The sequence below is a fragment of the Candidatus Zixiibacteriota bacterium genome, assembly GCA_034003725.1.
Lineage (GTDB): Bacteria > Zixibacteria > MSB-5A5 > GN15 > FEB-12 > WJMS01.
The window spans coordinates 228416-246356 of sequence record JAVEYB010000001.1 but is presented as its reverse complement, the minus strand read 5'-3'; the positions used below and the strand labels follow the sequence as shown (position 1 = coordinate 246356).

Sequence of the window (17941 nt, the reverse complement as noted above, 5' to 3'; positions counted from 1 at the left end):
ATTGTCATGGTTTCACCGATAGTCATACTGGTTACGCCCGGCGGTTATGGGCCGGGCGCGATAGCGTGGGAAAAACTCGGCACGGTCCTTACCGAGCTGGCCGAGTTGTACCAGCTCGTGAAAGAAACGAGAATCGATATCGTGCTGGTCGACGAGGACCGGATCGACATCACGCCGGCGGTGGCGACCCGGATTCGCCGCTACAATCCGCTGGTGGATATCTGGCGGTTTTCGAATCAGCAGCGCGATCCGGACGATCACGAGAAGTATATCGACGGTCATGTGTCGACCGAGTACGGGCAGGCCGGCGTTCGGGACAAGATACGGCAGATACTTGACGACAAGCGGTTGCTGGAGCGGTACGGCTTTGTGGGCCGGTCGCCGCAGCTTCGGCAGATCGCGCACACGATCCAGCGGATTGCGCCGACGGACGCATCGGTGTTGATAGTCGGCCCATCGGGATCCGGTAAGGAGCTGACGGCACGGGCGCTGCACAAGGATTCGAAGCGGTCGGATCACCCGTTTGTAGCGATCAACTGTGGTGCGCTTGCTGAAGGAGTTCTGGAATCGGAGTTGTTCGGCCACGAACGGGGCGCGTTTACCGGGTCGGTGGCAAAGCGCGAAGGGCTGTTTCACAAGGCCGACGGAGGCACGATTTTCCTCGACGAAATCGGCGAGACGACGCAGAACATGCAGGTGAAGCTTCTTCGCGTTCTCGAGGACGGCACGTACTATCCGGTCGGCTCGTCATCGCCGCGCCGCGTGGACGTGCGGGTGGTTGCGGCCACGAATCGCGATCTCACGGAGGCGATCGCCGAGCGGCATTTCCGGGAGGATCTCTACTTTCGAATCGGGGTCGTGAAGATAATCCTGCCGCCGCTGCTGGAGCGGCCGCAGGACATTCAACCGCTGCTTCATCACTTCTGGGAAGGCGGGCGTGAGCCGAACTACAGCGACTCGGCGCTCAGCCTGTTGACGCGCTACGACTGGCCGGGCAATGTGCGGCAGTTGCGCAATTTTGTCACGCGCATGACGGCGTTAAAGCCGACCGGGCTGGTGGAGGCGGTCGATGTGGAACGATTTATCGCCGAGCAGCACGCCGGCGGTACCAACCTGCCGGTTTCGACTGGACGAACGGTGGAGGAAGCCGGGCAGGAGCTGATTTATCGCGCTATCGTGCAGCTCGGCAACGAGGTTCGTCTGCTGCGCGATCTGATAACGGCACATCTGCCCGATGAGTCATCGGCGACGCGCAGCGAGGGCGACCGGGCCGTTCCGCCGGGAAACGCAACGATGGATGACATGGAACGAATGTTGATAGAACAGACATTGGCCGCCACGGGCGGCAACCGCAAAGAGACCGCCCGGCGGCTTGGTATCGGCGAAAGGACCTTATACAGGAAAATCAGCAAGTACCGTCTTAATTGAAGCACGTTTCGGTCAGCCTGGCCGCTTTCTGGCTGACAGCTGTGTTCACTGCATCATCGGTGTCCGGGCAACGCGTATCGACGCTGGTGTTTCCGTCGGAAGACGAAATCCGCCAGGCGCTCGAGATGGGGGAGATTGAGATCTCGCATTATCTCCGGCTTCTCGAACTCTCCCAGACGGGGATAGATACGTCCGATTCCTACCTGTTCGATGAAATTCCCAATCTTGCCGGTTTTCTGTGGGGCGAGGGTGTCCTTCGGACCGATCTCGAATGCGAGCAGGAAAGCGGGTTTCTCGACACGACCGGCACGGTGTCGCGCGGTTACGTGCGCTACCAGACCGGGAAAGAACTGCGCGAGCAGGGCCGAAGCCGGTATCGCACTGCGCTCCGACTCGAACTGCACCGGCACTGGCGTCTGACGGCGAGAGTGAATCGCGAGTATACGGGACGCGAACGGATGGGGTCGCGGTTGCTCGAATACCGCAACCCGCACGGGGCTTTGCGGTCACTGAAAATCGGTTCGTTTACCGAGCGATACGGGCTTGGCGCGGCGTGCGGCTATTCCGGGCGTCGGCTGTCGTTTGCCGACAAGCTTACGGGCGAGTCACTACTCTATCCGGACTTTGGCGGGTACAACGGTGTGTCATCGGACGTGCGCTCCGGCACATGGGGGTTGCGGGCCCTTGTCTCGGCGGCGCGGGACCGGACACATCGATTGGAGACAACAGGTGCAGCCATGACCCGCACTTTTGGACGCACGGACATCTCGCTGATCGGGGGCGCGACCCGCCTGATCAATCGTTCGACGCGGCGCTTTCGAGCCGATACCAAGACGGCCCTGTCACTGGGGTGGCAGTACAGCAAAGGCAGAGCCGCGGTTGAAGTAGCGCAGCAGTGGTCGGGCAGGGGCGCCCTGGCCGCGCTGCTGGAGTGGCGCCATCGGCTCGAACGCGCGCACTTCGGTATTGCCGCGTGGCACTATGGCGAGCGCTTTGACGGGCTCGTCTCAGGAGCGAAAAGCGGCGGTTTGTCGCGAGCGAAAGTGTGGGAGGATGTTTCGTACGAGTATCGGGATCGGATGAGCGGACAGTCGGGGCTTTTCGTGCGGACCGTAACGCGGATAGCGCCCCGAACTGATTTTCTGGCAACGGCGCAGGCGGGCGGGATCGACGGCGATAGCGCGGGGGTCGAGTTGTTGTGCGGGTTGACGCACCGGGTTTCTCCGGACTGGACAATTCGATTCGATTGGCTGATCGACCATCAACGGACTCTGCCGCCAAAAGACTGTACGGAACAGCAGGTCCGGTTCGAACCCCGTTTTAGCGGTGCTAACGTTCGCTTGAGGACATATATTGCGTTCACGCGAAGTACCGACAGGAAACGCGAGCGGTCGGAGGAGTATTGGTCATGGTTCGCGCGGGTTTCGCTGGATTTGCACGACATGGGCAGGCTGGATCTCTGGACAAATGTCTCGCGAATAGAAAATGGTTCGCTCGATTACTGGTACGGGTACGTGCAACACGAGCAGCCGTTGTTTGAATCGATCCTGGTGGTGCTGAAATTGTCGCGCGCCTATCGGCGGAACATGAATCCGCCGGGGTATACGCAGTTTGCGATACAGGTCACGGCGGCTCTGTAGTATGCGAAGACTCATATTCATACTGCTCGTGCTCCTTTGGTCCGCTCAGGCAGCGGATGTCATGGCCGCGGTGCGGGTCAGCGAAGTTATGGCAAATGAGCCGGGCTCGGCGACATCGCTGGAGTGGATCGAGTTGCACAATGACGGATCAGCTGCCGTTTCACTTTCATTCTATGAGATTCGGGTCGATGGTGTCCCGATCGCTTTTTCGGTGCCGCTGACGATCGATTCCGGCGAGTACATTATTGTCTGCCGCGACTTCTTCTCATTTGAGGAGACATTCGGCGACGCATCGGGCATCTGGGGTGACGATTCATCGGAGCACGGCAGGCTCGTCCAGCCTTCCGGATCGTTCAGCCTCTCGAACAGTGCAGGGTCTGTTTCGGCCGTGCGCATCACGCCCTTTGCGGCCGACTCGCTCAGTTGGACTTTAAGCGGCGGTGACGGCATATCGTGGGAACGGGAAAACTATGTTTCGCCGACGCCGAGGCAGTCGCTTGATCCATCGGGTTCCACGCCGGGCTACATTAACTCACGGATGCCGGTACCGGTCGATCTCTCGATAGATACGGTGGCAGTCTTCCCCACCGAAACAGGCAGCAGAGTCATCGCGGTCGTTACCAATCGCGGACAGCAAAGCTCAGAAAACGACAGCCTGCGCGTGTTCTACGTGAATGCCGCCGACACATCGGATATCAGCGATCTAATCGAGCTGATCGCGATACCGTCGCTGGATACCGGGTTCTCAACGCCGATCACATTTGATCTTGCCCCTGCGGCGATGTACGATACAATCGGACTTCGGCTTCCCCTCGACAGCCGGGTGAACAATAACCGTCGTGACGTCATGGTCGTGGGGCCGGCGTTTCCACCCGTCATGTTGTCGGAGTTCCTGGCGAACCCAGCCGCCGGGCAGACCGCCGAGTGGATCGAACTAACCACCCGCATGGACGCCCTGCATGATATCGCCGGCTGGTCTATCGGCGACGCGCTCAGTGTTCACGTGATCAGCGCTGACGAGTTCATCATCACGCCGGGGCAGTATCCGGTGCTGACCGATAACAGCGCGGCGTTTCTGCTGGATTACCCGGATTTCGATGGGACGGTGGTGATGCCGGACGGCTGGGCCACGCTGAACAATTCCGACGACGTCGTCCGGCTGGTCGACCCATTCGGATTCGTGGCCGACTCAGTGACCTACGGATCGACGTATGCCGACAACCACACATGGGCGCGCGGCTACGGACAGGACGGGCAGCTTCTGTGGGGCCGCTCATCCGTCGCGGGCGGCTCCCCCGGCGACAGCAACGATATCAGGATAACACCGAACGCACCGGGACTGCGCGTGTCGATTGACCCACAGGTCATCTCTCCTGATGGTGACGGTATCGATGAAACCGCCGTGATCCGCGTTGCCGGTCCCGCCGACGTCGTGTACACAATCCGTCTGTACGATCGCCAGGGACGAGAAGTGCGCACGTTTGAAGACGGCGCCCGGGACCTTCGTCCTGAATACGAGTGGGACGGCCGTTCGGGCGGCGGCGCTCGTCTTCCTATCGGGATCTATATTTTGTACGTCGAAGCGGAGGGTGTGGAATCCGTCAAGAAGACGGTGGTGGTGGCGCGATGATACGGATGATGGGCGTGTCCGCTTGCCTGTTGATGCTGTGCACCGCAACGGCCGCACTCGACCTTGCGTCGTCGCGCGGACCGGGGCAGGGGGCGACTGTTTCGTTTCGGGAGTCATGCCCGACCGAACTGCTGATCGTTCCGACAGGCGCATTGGTCGACCGGCAATGGGGGATCGAAGCGGGATTTGACCGACGCTATGAACTCAGCGAGTTCGACCAGTTTTTTGTGGCTGGAGCCTGCCGTCGCGGACCGATTTCCGTGGCGATAGGACTGGCACAAATGGGCGACGCAGACCTGTACCGGGAGCAAGTTATCCGAGTGCTCGCGGCGGGCCACCACGGGGCATTTTCGGGAGGGTTGATCGTGTCCGGCAAGCAGGTCGACATCACCGGAGGCTATGACCAGCTCCGCGCATCGGCAATCGGCCTGGGACTTTCGTATCGGCACCGTTACGTCATGGTGGGAACGTCGCTCGACAACCTCAACAAGCCCGTCCTATACAAAGGCGCCGTGCCGGACAATCCCGTGTATGCCGGCTATGTGGAAGTGATCGGCCATCGGACGTTCTCGTTCACCGGCCGGGTGTCGTTTGAAGAAACGAAAGAGGTGCAGCTCGGGCTGGGGCAACGCATCAAGCTGGGATCGTACAGCACCTTTTTCTGGGGGTTGGAGACGCGGCCGGTCGAGTATGGAGCGGGGGTGGAACTGCGCATGGGTCGGCACCTGTTCACCTACGCGGCGTCGTATCATCCGACGCTGGGTTTGTCGTTTACCGTGACGCTGGCGACCGGCGGCGGTGGATCGCAACCGACGGAAGAGAGATTTGATTGATCGACACGAGATAGAACGGCGGGAGCGCGAGTTCCTCGCCGGGTATGCGGCACGAGCGGCGGAGTCCCGGGGGCGGGTGTATCCGCAAGACGAGCACCCGCTGCGGACTGCATTTCAGCGGGACCGCGACCGGATTATCCATTCGGCGGCATTCCGCCGCATGGAGTACAAGACCCAGGTCTTCCTGCCGCATGAGGGCGACCACTATCGGACGCGCCTGACGCACACGATCGAAGTGGCGCAGGTCGCGCGCACCCTGTCCCGCTGCCTGGGGTTGAATGAAGATCTGACTGAGGCGGTGGCTCTTGCGCACGATCTGGGGCATACGCCGTTCGGTCACGCCGGTGAGGACGTGCTGGACGAGCTGCTTGCTGACTGCGGCGGTTTCAATCACAACCGCCAGTCACTTCGCGTGATCGACTGGCTGGAGCAGCGGTACCCGGGATTTGCGGGGCTGAACCTGTCGTATGAGGTCCGCGAGGGGATCGCGAAACATGAAACCAAAGCGGTGATCGCCACCGCCGAGTTCCATCCCGACGAGCACCCGACACTGGAAGCAACGCTGGTCGATTTGGCCGACGAGATCGCTTACAATGCGGCGGATGTCGACGACGGCATCAACGCGGGGTTGATCTCGTTCGACGACGTGGTGTCGCTCAGTATCCTCGCTGACTGGGATCCGCGACGGGAGCTTGCCGCGATGACGCTCGACCAGCGGCGCTACGCGGTGGCCCGGATTCTGGTCAATCGTATGGCCACTGATGTGCTTGATGAAACGCAGCGGCGAATTGCCGCTCACCGGATCAAGACGCTCAGCGACGTGCGTCGTGCATCGGGCAAAATCGCCGGATTCTCCGCCGAAGTCGATGAGCAGGTTCGCCAGTTGAAGGCGTTTCTCATGCAGCGCGTGTACCGGCATCCGCGGCTGATGGTGATGACCGCAAACGCGCGCGAGATAATTCAGACGCTCTTCGCGCGTTTTCTCGAGGACCCGTCGCTCATGCCTGCCCGGTTTCAGGAGATGCTGGAACAGCATCCGCTCCAGACGGTCATTGCTGATTATGTGGCCGGGATGACGGATCGCTTCGCCCAGCGGCTGGTCTCACAACGGCCGGAACGGTGTGACTGATCTTTCCACCGGCGACGGCTGTCTTTCAGACCCATTTAAGCGGACTAATTGGGTCCATGCTACACCATTTAGCGTGCGGATTTTGGTGCATGACGTGGGCCAATTTCCTGCATGCGGGTGCATAATAGTGTAGCCTGGCTGAACAAGGCGAGTCCGGACTTGTCAATCAAGTTCATGTGCTGTAAGAAATTGACAATGATACCAGGAAGTGGCACGTAATTTGATTATATGTAAGGCAGTGAAATATATCTATCAAACTCGTAAGGATACGTAGTTTATGCTCAAAATCTCCCGACTTGTGCTTCTGGCTGCCTGCCTGATTTTGGCAGCTGGCAGCAGCTTTGCGTTTCCGACCCTGGTCATGACGGAGACAGTCGAGACAGATCGGTTTGTCGGCTACGATAGCCGTACGTACGATTTTTTCTCTGACATTCGGTTCTACACGCAGCAGGATGACGGTTCCCAGACCATGGGATACTGGATCGGCACGCACGATGATTTGCTGTCGCAGTTGACCTGGAGTCATACGCTCCCCAGCGATCTGCAGGTTCCGCCGGATATCATCCGTCGGGCTACCCTGTGGATCAACGGCAGTGCGATCGACGGCGACGGAAACCTGATTGAGATTAACGGGACGTTTACGTGGAATCCGCTGAACAACGCGTTTGATGACAACACGCTGTATGATTTGACGGATGTTGACGTTCCGGGCTTCTGGAACAACGGTGCGCTGGATGTGAGCATTTTTGCGGGCGAGACTGCGTTCCGCATCAACAAGGCGGCTCTGGCGATTGACTACACCTCGGTCCCCGAGCCGTTGACCTTTGGCCTGTTCGGGCTCGGGTTGCTCGGATTCGGCCTCGTGCGCCGTCTCAACAAGTAGACTCCATACGACAAGTCGGACAATAGACTGCAACCGGCGGCTCGTTTTGAGCCGCCGGTTTTGTTTTGGGCGATTGTCTCGAAAGCGGGCCGATGCAGCGACTTTGAGATCACGGTCAGCCAGATTTGGCCAACGTTGAGGCAATTCAGCGCACAGATGAATCGTGACCTGATTTGTCTCTAAGTTTGCATGATTCTGCAGGAATGTGTAGGAATATTGAACAACTCGGGTCGGTGCGCAAGTGGCCGGAAGTCGCAATATGTTGAATGACAACGCTTTGTCATCACGGCATTAAATTTGCTAAAATTCACGGCGGACAACATATGTCAGGCGGTCTCAGAGGGGCATATATAGACTCGATCGTGCATCGGGGTTCCTCCAACGGGCGCCGTCATACAGTGCGGGAAACCTTAGTTTCAAGGGCATGGGTAATACATGAGAAAGCTTGTCGCAGCAGCGCTGCTTTTCACAGCAATCGCTTTCACCGCCGGGTCGGCGCTGGCCCTGCCGCTGGGCATGAACCAGTCGAGCTGGTCCAATGCCAGTTGGGCGGGTGAGCGCTGGAATTACGTCGAGCAGTTGAATTTCTATGAGATGGGCGGCGACCAGAGCGGGTACTGGATCGGGGCGGCATCGCGTGGATTCGACCAGTCCTCGTTTTCGTACGCGCACAATCTCCCGGTAAATCTTACCCAGGGCGTCAATCGCGCCTGGTTGTGGATCAACGCCGACTATGTCGACACGTATGGAAATATCGTGACCCTTGAGGGGCGCTTCTCCGGTCGGCTGAACCAGTCCAGCTGGTCGTTTGACTGGAACCGGTTCACCTGGACGCACGAGAGCAACACGGTCTACGACCTGACGCCGCTTCCGGCGGACATTTGGTCGGGCGGGACCCTTGACATGTCGATAGCATCGACCGGCTGGTTGGAGCGCGGTATCCGCGTGAACAGTTCCACTCTCGCGCTCAATTACAGTGCAGGCAATCCGACACATGCGGCGGTTCCGGAACCGCTCACGTTGAGTCTCTTCGGCCTGGGCCTCGCAGGTCTGGGCCTGTATCGTCGCTTGAGGTAGCGGCGATCCATCGCACACACCTCCGTTTCTGTACGCCGGCGGGTTATCTGGCAGTCCCCCGCCGGCGATTTTTTTGTCGTATTTAATTTTCAAGATTTGCCGAGTATCGTCTTGACGGAACGATTAAGATAGAGTATCATGGTCCGTTTTCGACGTGGCTTTTCCAATACAATGGCAATATGATTTTCAACAGCATTGAGTTTCTGGTTTTCTTCGTAATCGTGCTCGGCGCTTACTGGATTATGTCCCGGAAGGCGCAGAACTGGTTTCTGCTGGTGGCGAGCTATGTCTTTTATGGCGCCTGGGATTATCGATTCCTCTCGCTGATCCTGCTGTCAACATTCGTCGACTACTACATCGGAAACAAAGTCTACGCCGCCGAAGCGAGTTCGAAGCGGAAGCAGCTGCTGGCGGTCAGTGTCGTGGTCAATCTCGTTATCCTCGGGTTCTTCAAGTACTTCAACTTTTTCGCCGGGAGCCTGCAGGACCTGGTGGGTCTGTTTGGATTCGAGTTGAGCACGTTCAGTCTCACGATTGTGCTTCCGGTCGGCATCTCGTTTTACACCTTCCAGACGATGAGCTACACGATCGATATCTACAAGGGCAAGCTCGAACCGTCCCGCGATTTCTTCGATTTTGCGCTGTTTGTGGCTTTCTTTCCCCAGCTGGTCGCCGGTCCGATCGAACGTGCAATCAACCTCCTTCCGCAGGTGTATGCGAAGCGCAGGTTTGACCTTGACCAGTTCGGCGGGGGCTGTTACCTGATCTTGTGGGGGTTGTTCAAGAAAGTGGTGATTGCCGACAATCTGGCTGTCACAGTCGACCAGATATTCGCGAAGTCAGAAGGATTCTATTCAGGCGAAGTGCTAGTAGGCGTCCTTTATTTCGCCTTCCAGATCTACTGTGACTTTTCCGGCTACTCCGATATTGCCCGTGGTGTTGCGAAGACGCTTGGGTTCGAGCTGATGGTGAACTTCAATTTGCCCTATATCGCCCGCAACCCGAGCGATTTCTGGCTGCGCTGGCATATCTCGCTGTCATCGTGGTTGCGCGACTATCTGTATATCCCGCTCGGCGGCAACCGTCACGGCAACCTCATGACCTATCGCAATCTGATTCTCACTATGCTGCTTGGAGGGCTGTGGCACGGCGCGGCCTGGAATTTCGTGGTGTGGGGACTTTTCCACGGATTGATCCTAGCCGGGCACCGCAAATACACGGAAATTCGCGAGAAGTTTTTCGGGCCGGTTAAGAAGAAAGCCACCTGGTACGGGATCGCCATTTCCGTGACCGTTATGTTTGTCTTTACGCTGTACGGCTGGCTGCTGTTCCGGGCGCACACGTTTGCGCAGATCTGGGAGATGACGGTCAATTTCGTGCCCCTGGGGTTTGATCCGCCCTTTTTCAACGCGCTGGCCAAACTGGTGGTCTACGTATCCGTGCTGGTGCTGGTGCAGATCGGCCAGATCTACACGAAGAACCTCGAGTTTATCGTAGAACGTCCGGTTGCATTGCAATCGGCCTTCTACCTGGCCTGCTTCTATTTGCTGGTAGTCTTTGGAGCCTTTAATGGTACGTCGTTTATTTACTTCCAATTCTAACGGCTGGAAATTCACTGCCGTCGTGGTGGCCCTCGCCGGTGTGCTGTGCGTGGAAGTGCTGCTCGGCGTTGCCGGCCCCGAGAGCGAGATGGTGATGTATTTCGATCTCGTGCGCGAGCTGGTCAAGCAGAAGAAGAATGTCGTGATTGAAGTGCTCGGCGACTCCGTCTCTCGCACCGGTATCTGGGCCGGTATGCTCGAGGAAGAACTCGGCGGCGGGGCGACAGTCGAGAATTACTCGCTGCAGGGATCGGGGCCGGTGTTCAGTTATTTTCTCCTGCGCGACCAGGTGGAAGCCGGTACCGCGCCGAAGTATGTCATCTATGCCCATTCGCCGCACACCTATTCCGGCGTCCGATTCCCGGTGTTGGTGGGGACATTTGCCACGTGGCCGGAGACGATCGAGCTGATGTTGACGGGGGAGGAACCGTACGAAGTTCTGTACGGCGTGTTGAACCGCTTCTCGTACACGCTTCGCTATCGCGACCAGTTCGACAAAGCGAGTCGCGGCGACATGACGTTTTTCACCGAGGCACGAGAGATTTATTTCGGCGACCGGTTGTACGAACACGAGCTTGCGAATGTGAGACGTCAGGACTTCTCGGTGGAACTTCCGGACCGGTATGTCGACCCATTCACGATCTCCTCACTTAACCGGAAGTATTTCGAAAAGTTTCTTGATCTGGCCGAGACCAACGGCATCACGATTCTCTGGGTGACGATGCCGCTTCCGCAGTCGGTATACGACGCCCGGCAGGCCGATGGGTTCATCGCCGACTACTATGCGTTTATCGACAGTATCGAAAGTCCGAACGTGGTGATGCTCCAGCCGGAGTTCACGGTTCTCGATAACAAGTACTTCCGCGATCATTCGCATTTGAACGCCGACGGGGGCATCGAGTTTACGAAACAGCTGGCGGCGAAGATTGCCCCGCTTGTCAACGGCGGCGACGCCAACTTGCCTGCTCGGGCGGGCCTGTCATTGCCGACTCCTTAGCCGGGCTTCTGAACCCGGTCACTATCCCCTGCGCCAAAAAGAATTGTGGCGTGATTACTCCATATCCGGTATCTTTGATTATCGGAGGGGCATCAGGCTCCTTCCGATAACAATTGCTTTCGTGCGCAGTCGGGTACAGTGGTGAAAGCTATTCTGGCCGTCCTTGCAGTCGTTTTCTTGTTTGCAGCCTCGATGATGAGTTACGCGGAGTGCGGGCTATACCTTTCCGGGGCGTGTGCCCGGGAATCGGAGGACGCCGCTGCATCGTGCCACGAATCTGACTTTTCGGACGACTCACCTTGTCACGAGGCAACCCCTTCAGGATGTAATACTGACTCGGGTTGTCTCTTCGCCCGGGAGAACGCCACCAGACAACCATGCGAACCGAAGCCGGACTGCGAACGCGAGTGTCATCGAATAGTTGCGCCGCCGCTGGTCGCCGATGGGCCGAGCCGGACAACAACGCCTGGTCCCGATACTCACGTTTTCAGCACCATTACGGTGAGGTTCGACGCGGTGGCGAGTGCGGTCACTCAAGCTCCCGATACACCGCCTCCTCGCGCGGTGCACGAAGGCATCGCGACGACGGTTCTACGCATTTGATCAGTTGCACCAGCCATGGATTCGCATGGCACTGATGCAAACTGATTAGACGTTGAACCATTATCGGAGGGTACTCCTTTGAAAAGACATTCCTTGTTCGTGATAGGCACGCTGGCGCTGCTGGCGGTATTTGCATTCGGCAATACCGTTCTGGCCGACCAGACCGCAGCCGATAAGGACAAAAAGGACAGCGAGAAGAAAGCCGAGTTGTCGTGCGCGGCGACCTGTGCCAAGCCGTGCGTGGACGTTTCGCCGACGGCGAAAGAGAAGGCTGCCTGCAACCAGGCGTGCCCGAAGGGCGGCACGTGTACGGGCCAGTGCACCGACTCCTGCAAGACGACCTGCACGGTGAAGTGTGCGGACAAAGCCGCTTGCCCGAAGCACACGGAGAGCAAAGACAAGCCGGCGTCGTGCGCGCACAAGGCGAATCCGCCGAAGAGCTGCCCGATGAAACCGGCCGATCCGGCCCCGAAGAAGTAGCGCGGCTTGTTTTGACGACAAGGCTGCCTCGCAGGAGGCAGCCTTTCTTGTTGGGGTGTGGGGGGTAGTGACCCGATGAGTTTGCTTGTTGCGCCGCGACCCCCGCCGGATGCGAGCATGTTTCCGGTGTAGCTACCTTCAGGGGGGAAAACAAAAAGTCGCTGTACAAGCGTGGTTTTCTAAGACTTACGGGGAAATGGGTTTGTTTTGTTATTTTTATGGGGACCCCATTTCTTTCCCTTCCCCTTATCGTGATGTCCGGCAAAGGAATAACTGCTGTTTGAGCAGGTTTTTTCAGTCTCTCGCGATACCAAAGTACCATCGTTTTTGCACCCTGTGTGAGAGGAGTCTTTACTAAAGGGGAGCCGGGCATTTTTTCCATCGAAGTGGTAGGGAAAGTGGGAGGGGGAGGCTCCGCCGGAACAGGATCGTTTCAGGGGAACCCACCTGGAAGGTGGGCCACCCGGCCGACCCTGGTCGCGGTTGGTCCGCTTTTCGTTTGGGAGGTTGGTTCACCGTGACCAAGGTCACGGGCACGGGCTATTCGTTTGGGAGGTTGGTTCACCGTGACCAAGGTCACGGGCACGGGGCCCGGAACAGGATCGTTTCACGGGAACCCACCTGGAAGGTTGGCCACCCGGCTGTCTCGCGGTTCGGTTTTCTGTGCAGCAGCATCTTCTCTCAACTTGCTTGATCATCCTCCCAAACCGTGCTGCCCCTTGCATATCGACGATCCCCCATACACCCCTAACCCGTTGCGCCACAACACCACAACCCTTCGTCAGAAACGGGCACGGGGGTTGCACGGATACCCGGCATGGACTGCTTTTTTGGCTCGTACGAAATCGGTGTCGACCCCGACGACAATATCAAAGCCGTCGTTACCTTCTCAATCCCTGATGTCGGCATCAAGTTCAAAGCGCCGTTCAACGGTGTCAATCCCGACCACTGTGATTTTGCGTCGCTACTGGCCCTGCTGGAGTTTATCGATTCCAACCAGAAGTATTTCAAAAACCACACCTACTCGATATTCGGAAACAACCGTCGGGTGATCGAACAGGTCAACGAGAAAGAGCAGGCGCCGTTGTCGTTTGCGCCGCTGATGGCCAAGGCGCGCAAGTATAAGCGCAAGTACCGCTTCTCGTTGGAGTGGGTTCCGACATCGCAAAACGACGCTTTCGACGACCTTTTGAATTGACCCGTATCGACCGGCCATGCTATACTACCGCATGGCGGTCGTCTCTCCCAATCAGTTAGCCAGCGATATTCAGGCGGGGAAGTTCAAGCCGTCGTATTATTTCTTCGGCGAGGAGGACTACCGTATCGCGGAGGCGGAGAAGTTTGTCGCCCGGCATTTCCTCCCGAACCGTCAGATGATCACCAACTATAGCCGAATCGACGGGCGCAGGACGCCGGTCGCCGATCTGCTGGCGGAGCTGCAGGCGCTTCCGATGCTCGGCGAGCGGCAGGTGATTGTCGTGATGTCTTTCCAGAGCTACCGGCCGGACGATATCGGGAAGGTGGCGAAGATGCTTACGCCGCCCGATCCGAACCGGATTGTGATTTTCTCGAGCCCATCGGACAAGATGCCCAAAGCCAAGTCGGCGTTTTTCCGTACGATATCGTCGCTGGTCGACGTGGTCGTGAAGTTCGATCGGTTGACGCCGGACGAGGCGGTCCGGACGTTTCGCAAGCTGCTGGCCGGGCACCAGATGTCGATTGAGGACGACGCGCTTCGGTTGTTCACCGAGATGATCGCAGGCAACCGCGGGGCTCTCGAGCGGGAGGCCGACAAACTGATCGAATACAAAGAGCGGACCGGCACCGTGACGATCGATGACATTCGGATGGTGTGTTCGGGGTTTGAGGTCTACGACGTTTTCAAGCTGGCCGATTATGTAGTCGACGGGGATCGGCGACAAGTCATGAAAATGCTGCATAGGCTGATGGCGGGCGGCGACGTGTCCGGCACGATTCTTTTCAGTCTCGGACAGCACTTCATTAACCTGTATCTGCTTCGGACCGGCGGGCAGCTTCCATCGAAGTATCGCTGGCTGGCCCGGAATATAGGTCCGCAGGCGCGGCGGTTCAGCGAGGAGCAGCTTGAGCGGTACATCATAAGAACCGCAGAGACCCAGTCGGATATGCGTCGCGGACGGGTTAAGGCCGAGGCGGCCATGGAGATGTTGGTGCTTTCGCTTCTGGAGAACCCGGGTCGGTGAGCGCAGATCCTCAAAAAAAGCAGGAAGAAACCGCCGCCGGGCCGGTACCAACGATGAGCAGCGGGGTCGAGCGGAAGCTGGTAGAGGCTGCCCAGAACGGCGATCAGCGGGCGTTCGGCCAGTTGATTCGGCTTCACCAGAAAAAGCTCTTGCGGTTTATCGCGTCGCTGGTCGGTTCAGTGGACCAGGCGGACGACATCGTTCAGGAGGCGTTCGTGCGGGCATGGCAGAATCTGAAATCCTTTCGCACCGAGTACGACTTTTACCCCTGGCTTTCGACGATCGCCCGGAACCTTGCCTACAATGAACTTCGGCGGCAGGAGAAGACGCAGTCGCTGGATCAGATGAAAGAGGGCGGCTTCAACCCGGTCGATACAGACCTCGGCCCGCTGGAGAAGATGATGAACGGCGAGATGCAGGAGCGATTCTACAAGGCGTTGTGGGCGATGCCGGTCTTGTACCGCTCGGTGTTCGTGTTGCGCCATTTCGAGAATATGGATTACGCCCAAATCGGCAGTTATCTGAAGATACCGCCCGGCACGGTGGACTCGCGCCTGTATCGGGCGCGACGGTACCTGATGGACGAGCTGAAGGATTTGCTGTAGAGAGCGTTTCGGAAGAACAAGAGAAGCGCAATGGATGAGTCGTATTTCAAAGATCGAATCTCGGGCTATTTCGATAAAAGCCTGCCGCCGGATGAATACCAGCTGGTCGACGATTACCTGAAGACATCGGCCGAAGGCCGAGCGCTGCTGGAGCGGATCGGTCGGCTGGATGAGTTCGTGCGCATGCACGGCGAGTTGTCGGTTGATGACGCATTTTTCGAGCGCCAGGCGCAGCGAATCGAAGCGCGGCTCGGTTTTGAGTCGGCCACTCCGGTCAATGTCGAGAAGGCGCCGGTGAGGAGGTGGGGCGGCCCGGCGTGGAGATGGGTCGGCGTGGCAGCATCGATAGCCGTCCTTGCCTTTATCGGATACCATCAACGGGACATTTTTGGTCCCGCCGACATCATCCCACCCTCGGATGCCGCACGGGAGATTCGGGGGGAGCGGGCGACGGATTCCGTCATGAGTGAGGGCCGCGATGTCCTGCAGAAGTCCGTGGGTGGCCCATCCGAGACTGAAGAGAGGACGGCCGACCACGAGGCGGCGACCGGTGACGCGATTGGGGAGGCCGGACGTGTGGCTTCGGGTAGTGAGGCCGATCGTATCGTCAGGAAGGAAATCGAGGCCACGCGCGACGAGACTCCGTCGGCGCCGCCAACCGTGATGTCACCACAGACGATTGAGCCTTCGCCGAAAACCGAGCCGCGGGCCAGCGAGGAGTCGGTGACGCGCGAGTTGTCGACACAGTCGGAAGCACCGGCGCCGGTAGTCCAGCGACCGTCGTCGGGCGCCACCCGGGCGCAGAGCGCTCCGGTGACGATGTCCGAAGAGACTGCGGAGGCCGTGGAGCCGATGGAGTTTTACGACCAGGCTCCGGCGGATACCGGCTTACTGGTACGCTATCGTTCAGAGCGGGAGCGGTTGATGGCTGAGATGAAAAAGGACAGCTCTCGGCTTCCCGGTCTCGACCGTGACCATTCCCCGGCGACCAGGTCACTGACGAACCGCTCGTCTGCCCCGGCGACGATCACGCCTTCGGTGGACGATCGCCCCGATCGATTGCTCGAGGCCTGCTACCAGATCGCGCGTCTCACGCCTGACGAGGCTGAGCGGACTGCCATGATCGGTCAAATCGAGGCGATGGCCAACGATTCGACTTCGACGGTCCGTTCCAAGGCCCGCCGCTATTTCGACGAACTTACCCGCAAATAGCCCTCTCGCCCGGGAAATCTCATACGCCCGGACAACTTTTCGCTGCCGGGCTCGTATACCAATCCAGAATCGGGGAGGCTCACGGGTTAGGAGAGGATCATGGAAAAGCGACTCTACCGGTCCAACAGCAGCACGATAATCGGCGGCGTATGCGGGGGGCTTGGGGAGTATTTCGAGGTTGATCCCGCGTTTATCCGGATACTGGCGGTTCTGTTGTTTTTCGCCAAGGGTATCGGGTTGCTGGCGTATATCGTGGCGTGGATAATCATCCCTCGTCGCCCGCTTGACATCGAGACTCCGAAGCCGGCGAACGGGGAGTATCGCTTCGCCAACTGGCACAAGTATATTCCGGGAATCGCGCTGATCGGACTCGGCGCGATTCTGCTCATGCGGAATTTCTGGTACTGGATTTCGTGGACGGAGATCTTTTCGGTGCTGCTTATCCTTGTTGGATTGTCGCTGATCCTGACGAGATACGCGGGCAAGAACGAACATGTGAAGACAGAGTTAAACGGTAACCATATGAATGGCTCAAACGGAGGGCCGGGCGCATGACTCCCGCACGGTTTCGCTGGGGGATGCTGTTGGTATTGCTAGGCACGCTCATCCTGCTGACCAATATCGGCGTCATTAATTACAATTTTCTGTGGGACCTGATGATCTGGTTTCCGATCGTATTGATCGCGATTGGTATCGAAAAGATCTTCACGCGTTCGCGGCTGGAGTTCATTTCCTACCTGACGACTGTTGCGCTTGTCGTCGCGGCCGTCTGGATCGCATTCGATGCATCGGGCAACGGTTCGGACACCAACTTCTTTTCGAGGACTAGTTTTGTTGAGGAGTTCGATCCCGAGGTGCAGCAGATAAGCGCCGTTCTCGATGTCGGCGACGGCGATCTGACGATTCGCGACGCGACCGGGGATATCGTCTATGCGCGGTTTGCGGAATTCACGAGGAAGCCGAAAGTCAGCTACGAGGTCAAAGAGGGCCGGGCGGTGGTGGAGTTTGTCGAAGACAAGGGTATTGTGCGCAGTCCCATATCGGTGAAGACCGACGAGTTTTCAGACTGGATCGTGAAGTTTTCGGACAAGACGCCGCTGGAGTTGACCTGCCGGGGCGACGGGTCGGACATGCATTTGAATATGGCCACCACACCGCTTCGCAGACTCGAGCTCGACGCACCGTCGACTATCGTCTACGTGAAGGTCGGCGAGCTCGAGCCGGAGGTGTCGATCTCGCTGTTCGGTACGGACGCCGACGTCAAGCTTCGCGTGCCGCGCACGGCCGGTTTGAAAGTGTTCGGGCAGGATTATGAGACGTTCCTCGAGAAGGTCGGGTTGATCCGCGAGGGAGATGTGTTCATTTCGGAAGGATTCGATACGCTGCAGCCGAAGATATCGGTCGATCTCGATGACCGCCTTCGGTCACTTTCCATAGACACCTACTAACGTTTCTTCCTCCAGTAGCGTTAGGACGAACCGGCCCCACTGCACCTCGGGGCCGGTTTAATTTTTGGGAGGGGACTGCACGTACCATGTGCAATCGTGCGAGGACGATAGTGATAATCTTGTAGGGGTGTTGGGGGGAGTCGACCCCACCCC

At 58.3% G+C, this 17941-nt stretch carries 16 protein-coding genes; all 16 read left to right on the top strand.

Features of this window, described 5'->3' with window-relative positions; translation table 11 throughout:
• Window positions 1-6: 6 nt before the first annotated feature.
• The 16 genes from RBT76_01105 (at window position 7) to RBT76_01030 (ending at window position 17788) form a co-directional block, all read left to right on the top strand.
• Window positions 7-1428: a sigma-54 dependent transcriptional regulator gene (locus tag RBT76_01105; protein ID MDX9856369.1), complete on the top strand. Its 1422-nt coding sequence runs from the start codon at window positions 7-9 to the stop codon at window positions 1426-1428.
• On the top strand, window positions 1425-3068 hold the full coding sequence (locus RBT76_01100; protein MDX9856368.1) for a hypothetical protein: 1644 nt from the start codon (window positions 1425-1427) through the stop codon (window positions 3066-3068). The genes RBT76_01105 and RBT76_01100 overlap by 4 nt, the downstream gene beginning before the upstream one ends.
• Window position 3069: 1 nt before the next feature.
• Window positions 3070-4698: a lamin tail domain-containing protein gene (locus RBT76_01095; GenBank protein ID MDX9856367.1), complete on the top strand. Its 1629-nt coding sequence runs from the start codon at window positions 3070-3072 to the stop codon at window positions 4696-4698.
• Window positions 4695-5531 carry a hypothetical protein gene (locus RBT76_01090; GenBank protein ID MDX9856366.1) on the top strand — a complete coding sequence of 279 codons (837 nt, stop codon included), beginning with the start codon at window positions 4695-4697 and terminating at the stop codon, window positions 5529-5531. The genes RBT76_01095 and RBT76_01090 overlap by 4 nt, the downstream gene beginning before the upstream one ends.
• Window positions 5524-6660 (top strand): deoxyguanosinetriphosphate triphosphohydrolase, encoded by a 1137-nt coding sequence (locus RBT76_01085; protein ID MDX9856365.1) that lies wholly within the window; start codon window positions 5524-5526, stop codon window positions 6658-6660. The genes RBT76_01090 and RBT76_01085 overlap by 8 nt, the downstream gene beginning before the upstream one ends.
• A gap of 277 nt (window positions 6661-6937) precedes the next feature.
• The gene (locus tag RBT76_01080) at window positions 6938-7543 is read left to right on the top strand and encodes a PEP-CTERM sorting domain-containing protein (GenBank protein MDX9856364.1); all 606 of its coding nucleotides are present in this window, start codon (window positions 6938-6940) and stop codon (window positions 7541-7543) included.
• A gap of 435 nt (window positions 7544-7978) precedes the next feature.
• Window positions 7979-8620 (top strand): PEP-CTERM sorting domain-containing protein, encoded by a 642-nt coding sequence (locus RBT76_01075; GenBank protein ID MDX9856363.1) that lies wholly within the window; start codon window positions 7979-7981, stop codon window positions 8618-8620.
• Between the two features lie 179 nt (window positions 8621-8799).
• Window positions 8800-10221: an MBOAT family protein gene (locus tag RBT76_01070; GenBank protein MDX9856362.1), complete on the top strand. Its 1422-nt coding sequence runs from the start codon at window positions 8800-8802 to the stop codon at window positions 10219-10221.
• Window positions 10190-11218, top strand: coding sequence for a hypothetical protein (locus RBT76_01065; protein MDX9856361.1), 1029 nt, complete (start codon window positions 10190-10192; stop codon window positions 11216-11218). Before RBT76_01070 ends, RBT76_01065 begins: the two co-directional genes overlap by 32 nt.
• A 681-nt stretch (window positions 11219-11899) precedes the next feature.
• Window positions 11900-12301 carry a hypothetical protein gene (locus RBT76_01060; GenBank protein MDX9856360.1) on the top strand — a complete coding sequence of 134 codons (402 nt, stop codon included), beginning with the start codon at window positions 11900-11902 and terminating at the stop codon, window positions 12299-12301.
• Between the two features lie 817 nt (window positions 12302-13118).
• A complete protein-coding gene (locus RBT76_01055; GenBank protein ID MDX9856359.1) occupies window positions 13119-13499 on the top strand; it encodes a hypothetical protein in 381 nt (126 codons plus the stop codon).
• A 16-nt stretch (window positions 13500-13515) separates the two neighbouring features.
• Window positions 13516-14523, top strand: a complete 1008-nt coding sequence (holA, locus tag RBT76_01050) for a DNA polymerase III subunit delta (protein ID MDX9856358.1) — start codon at window positions 13516-13518, stop codon at window positions 14521-14523.
• Window positions 14520-15128 (top strand): sigma-70 family RNA polymerase sigma factor, encoded by a 609-nt coding sequence (locus RBT76_01045; GenBank protein ID MDX9856357.1) that lies wholly within the window; start codon window positions 14520-14522, stop codon window positions 15126-15128. Before holA ends, RBT76_01045 begins: the two co-directional genes overlap by 4 nt.
• Window positions 15129-15158: 30 nt before the next feature.
• A complete protein-coding gene (locus RBT76_01040) occupies window positions 15159-16340 on the top strand; it encodes a hypothetical protein (GenBank protein ID MDX9856356.1) in 1182 nt (393 codons plus the stop codon).
• Between the two features lie 99 nt (window positions 16341-16439).
• Complete coding sequence (locus RBT76_01035; protein ID MDX9856355.1) at window positions 16440-16895, top strand: PspC domain-containing protein; 456 nt, start codon at window positions 16440-16442, stop codon at window positions 16893-16895.
• On the top strand, window positions 16892-17788 hold the full coding sequence (locus tag RBT76_01030; GenBank protein ID MDX9856354.1) for a hypothetical protein: 897 nt from the start codon (window positions 16892-16894) through the stop codon (window positions 17786-17788). Before RBT76_01035 ends, RBT76_01030 begins: the two co-directional genes overlap by 4 nt.
• Window positions 17789-17941: the final 153 nt, after the last annotated feature.

What these genes read in the sequence shown, in the direction of transcription:
- RBT76_01105 (MDX9856369.1), top strand. Translation starts at nt 7, where the DNA reads ATGGTTTCACCGATAGTCATACTGGTTACGCCCGGCGGTTATGGGCCG.
- RBT76_01095 (MDX9856367.1), top strand. Translation starts at nt 3,070, where the DNA reads ATGCGAAGACTCATATTCATACTGCTCGTGCTCCTTTGGTCCGCTCAG.
- RBT76_01090 (MDX9856366.1), top strand. Translation starts at nt 4,695, where the DNA reads ATGATACGGATGATGGGCGTGTCCGCTTGCCTGTTGATGCTGTGCACC.
- RBT76_01080 (MDX9856364.1), top strand. Translation starts at nt 6,938, where the DNA reads ATGCTCAAAATCTCCCGACTTGTGCTTCTGGCTGCCTGCCTGATTTTG.
- RBT76_01075 (MDX9856363.1), top strand. Translation starts at nt 7,979, where the DNA reads ATGAGAAAGCTTGTCGCAGCAGCGCTGCTTTTCACAGCAATCGCTTTC.
- RBT76_01070 (MDX9856362.1), top strand. Translation starts at nt 8,800, where the DNA reads ATGATTTTCAACAGCATTGAGTTTCTGGTTTTCTTCGTAATCGTGCTC.
- RBT76_01065 (MDX9856361.1), top strand. Translation starts at nt 10,190, where the DNA reads ATGGTACGTCGTTTATTTACTTCCAATTCTAACGGCTGGAAATTCACT.
- RBT76_01055 (MDX9856359.1), top strand. Translation starts at nt 13,119, where the DNA reads ATGGACTGCTTTTTTGGCTCGTACGAAATCGGTGTCGACCCCGACGAC.
- holA (MDX9856358.1), top strand. Translation starts at nt 13,516, where the DNA reads ATGCTATACTACCGCATGGCGGTCGTCTCTCCCAATCAGTTAGCCAGC.
- RBT76_01040 (MDX9856356.1), top strand. Translation starts at nt 15,159, where the DNA reads ATGGATGAGTCGTATTTCAAAGATCGAATCTCGGGCTATTTCGATAAA.
- RBT76_01035 (MDX9856355.1), top strand. Translation starts at nt 16,440, where the DNA reads ATGGAAAAGCGACTCTACCGGTCCAACAGCAGCACGATAATCGGCGGC.
- RBT76_01030 (MDX9856354.1), top strand. Translation starts at nt 16,892, where the DNA reads ATGACTCCCGCACGGTTTCGCTGGGGGATGCTGTTGGTATTGCTAGGC.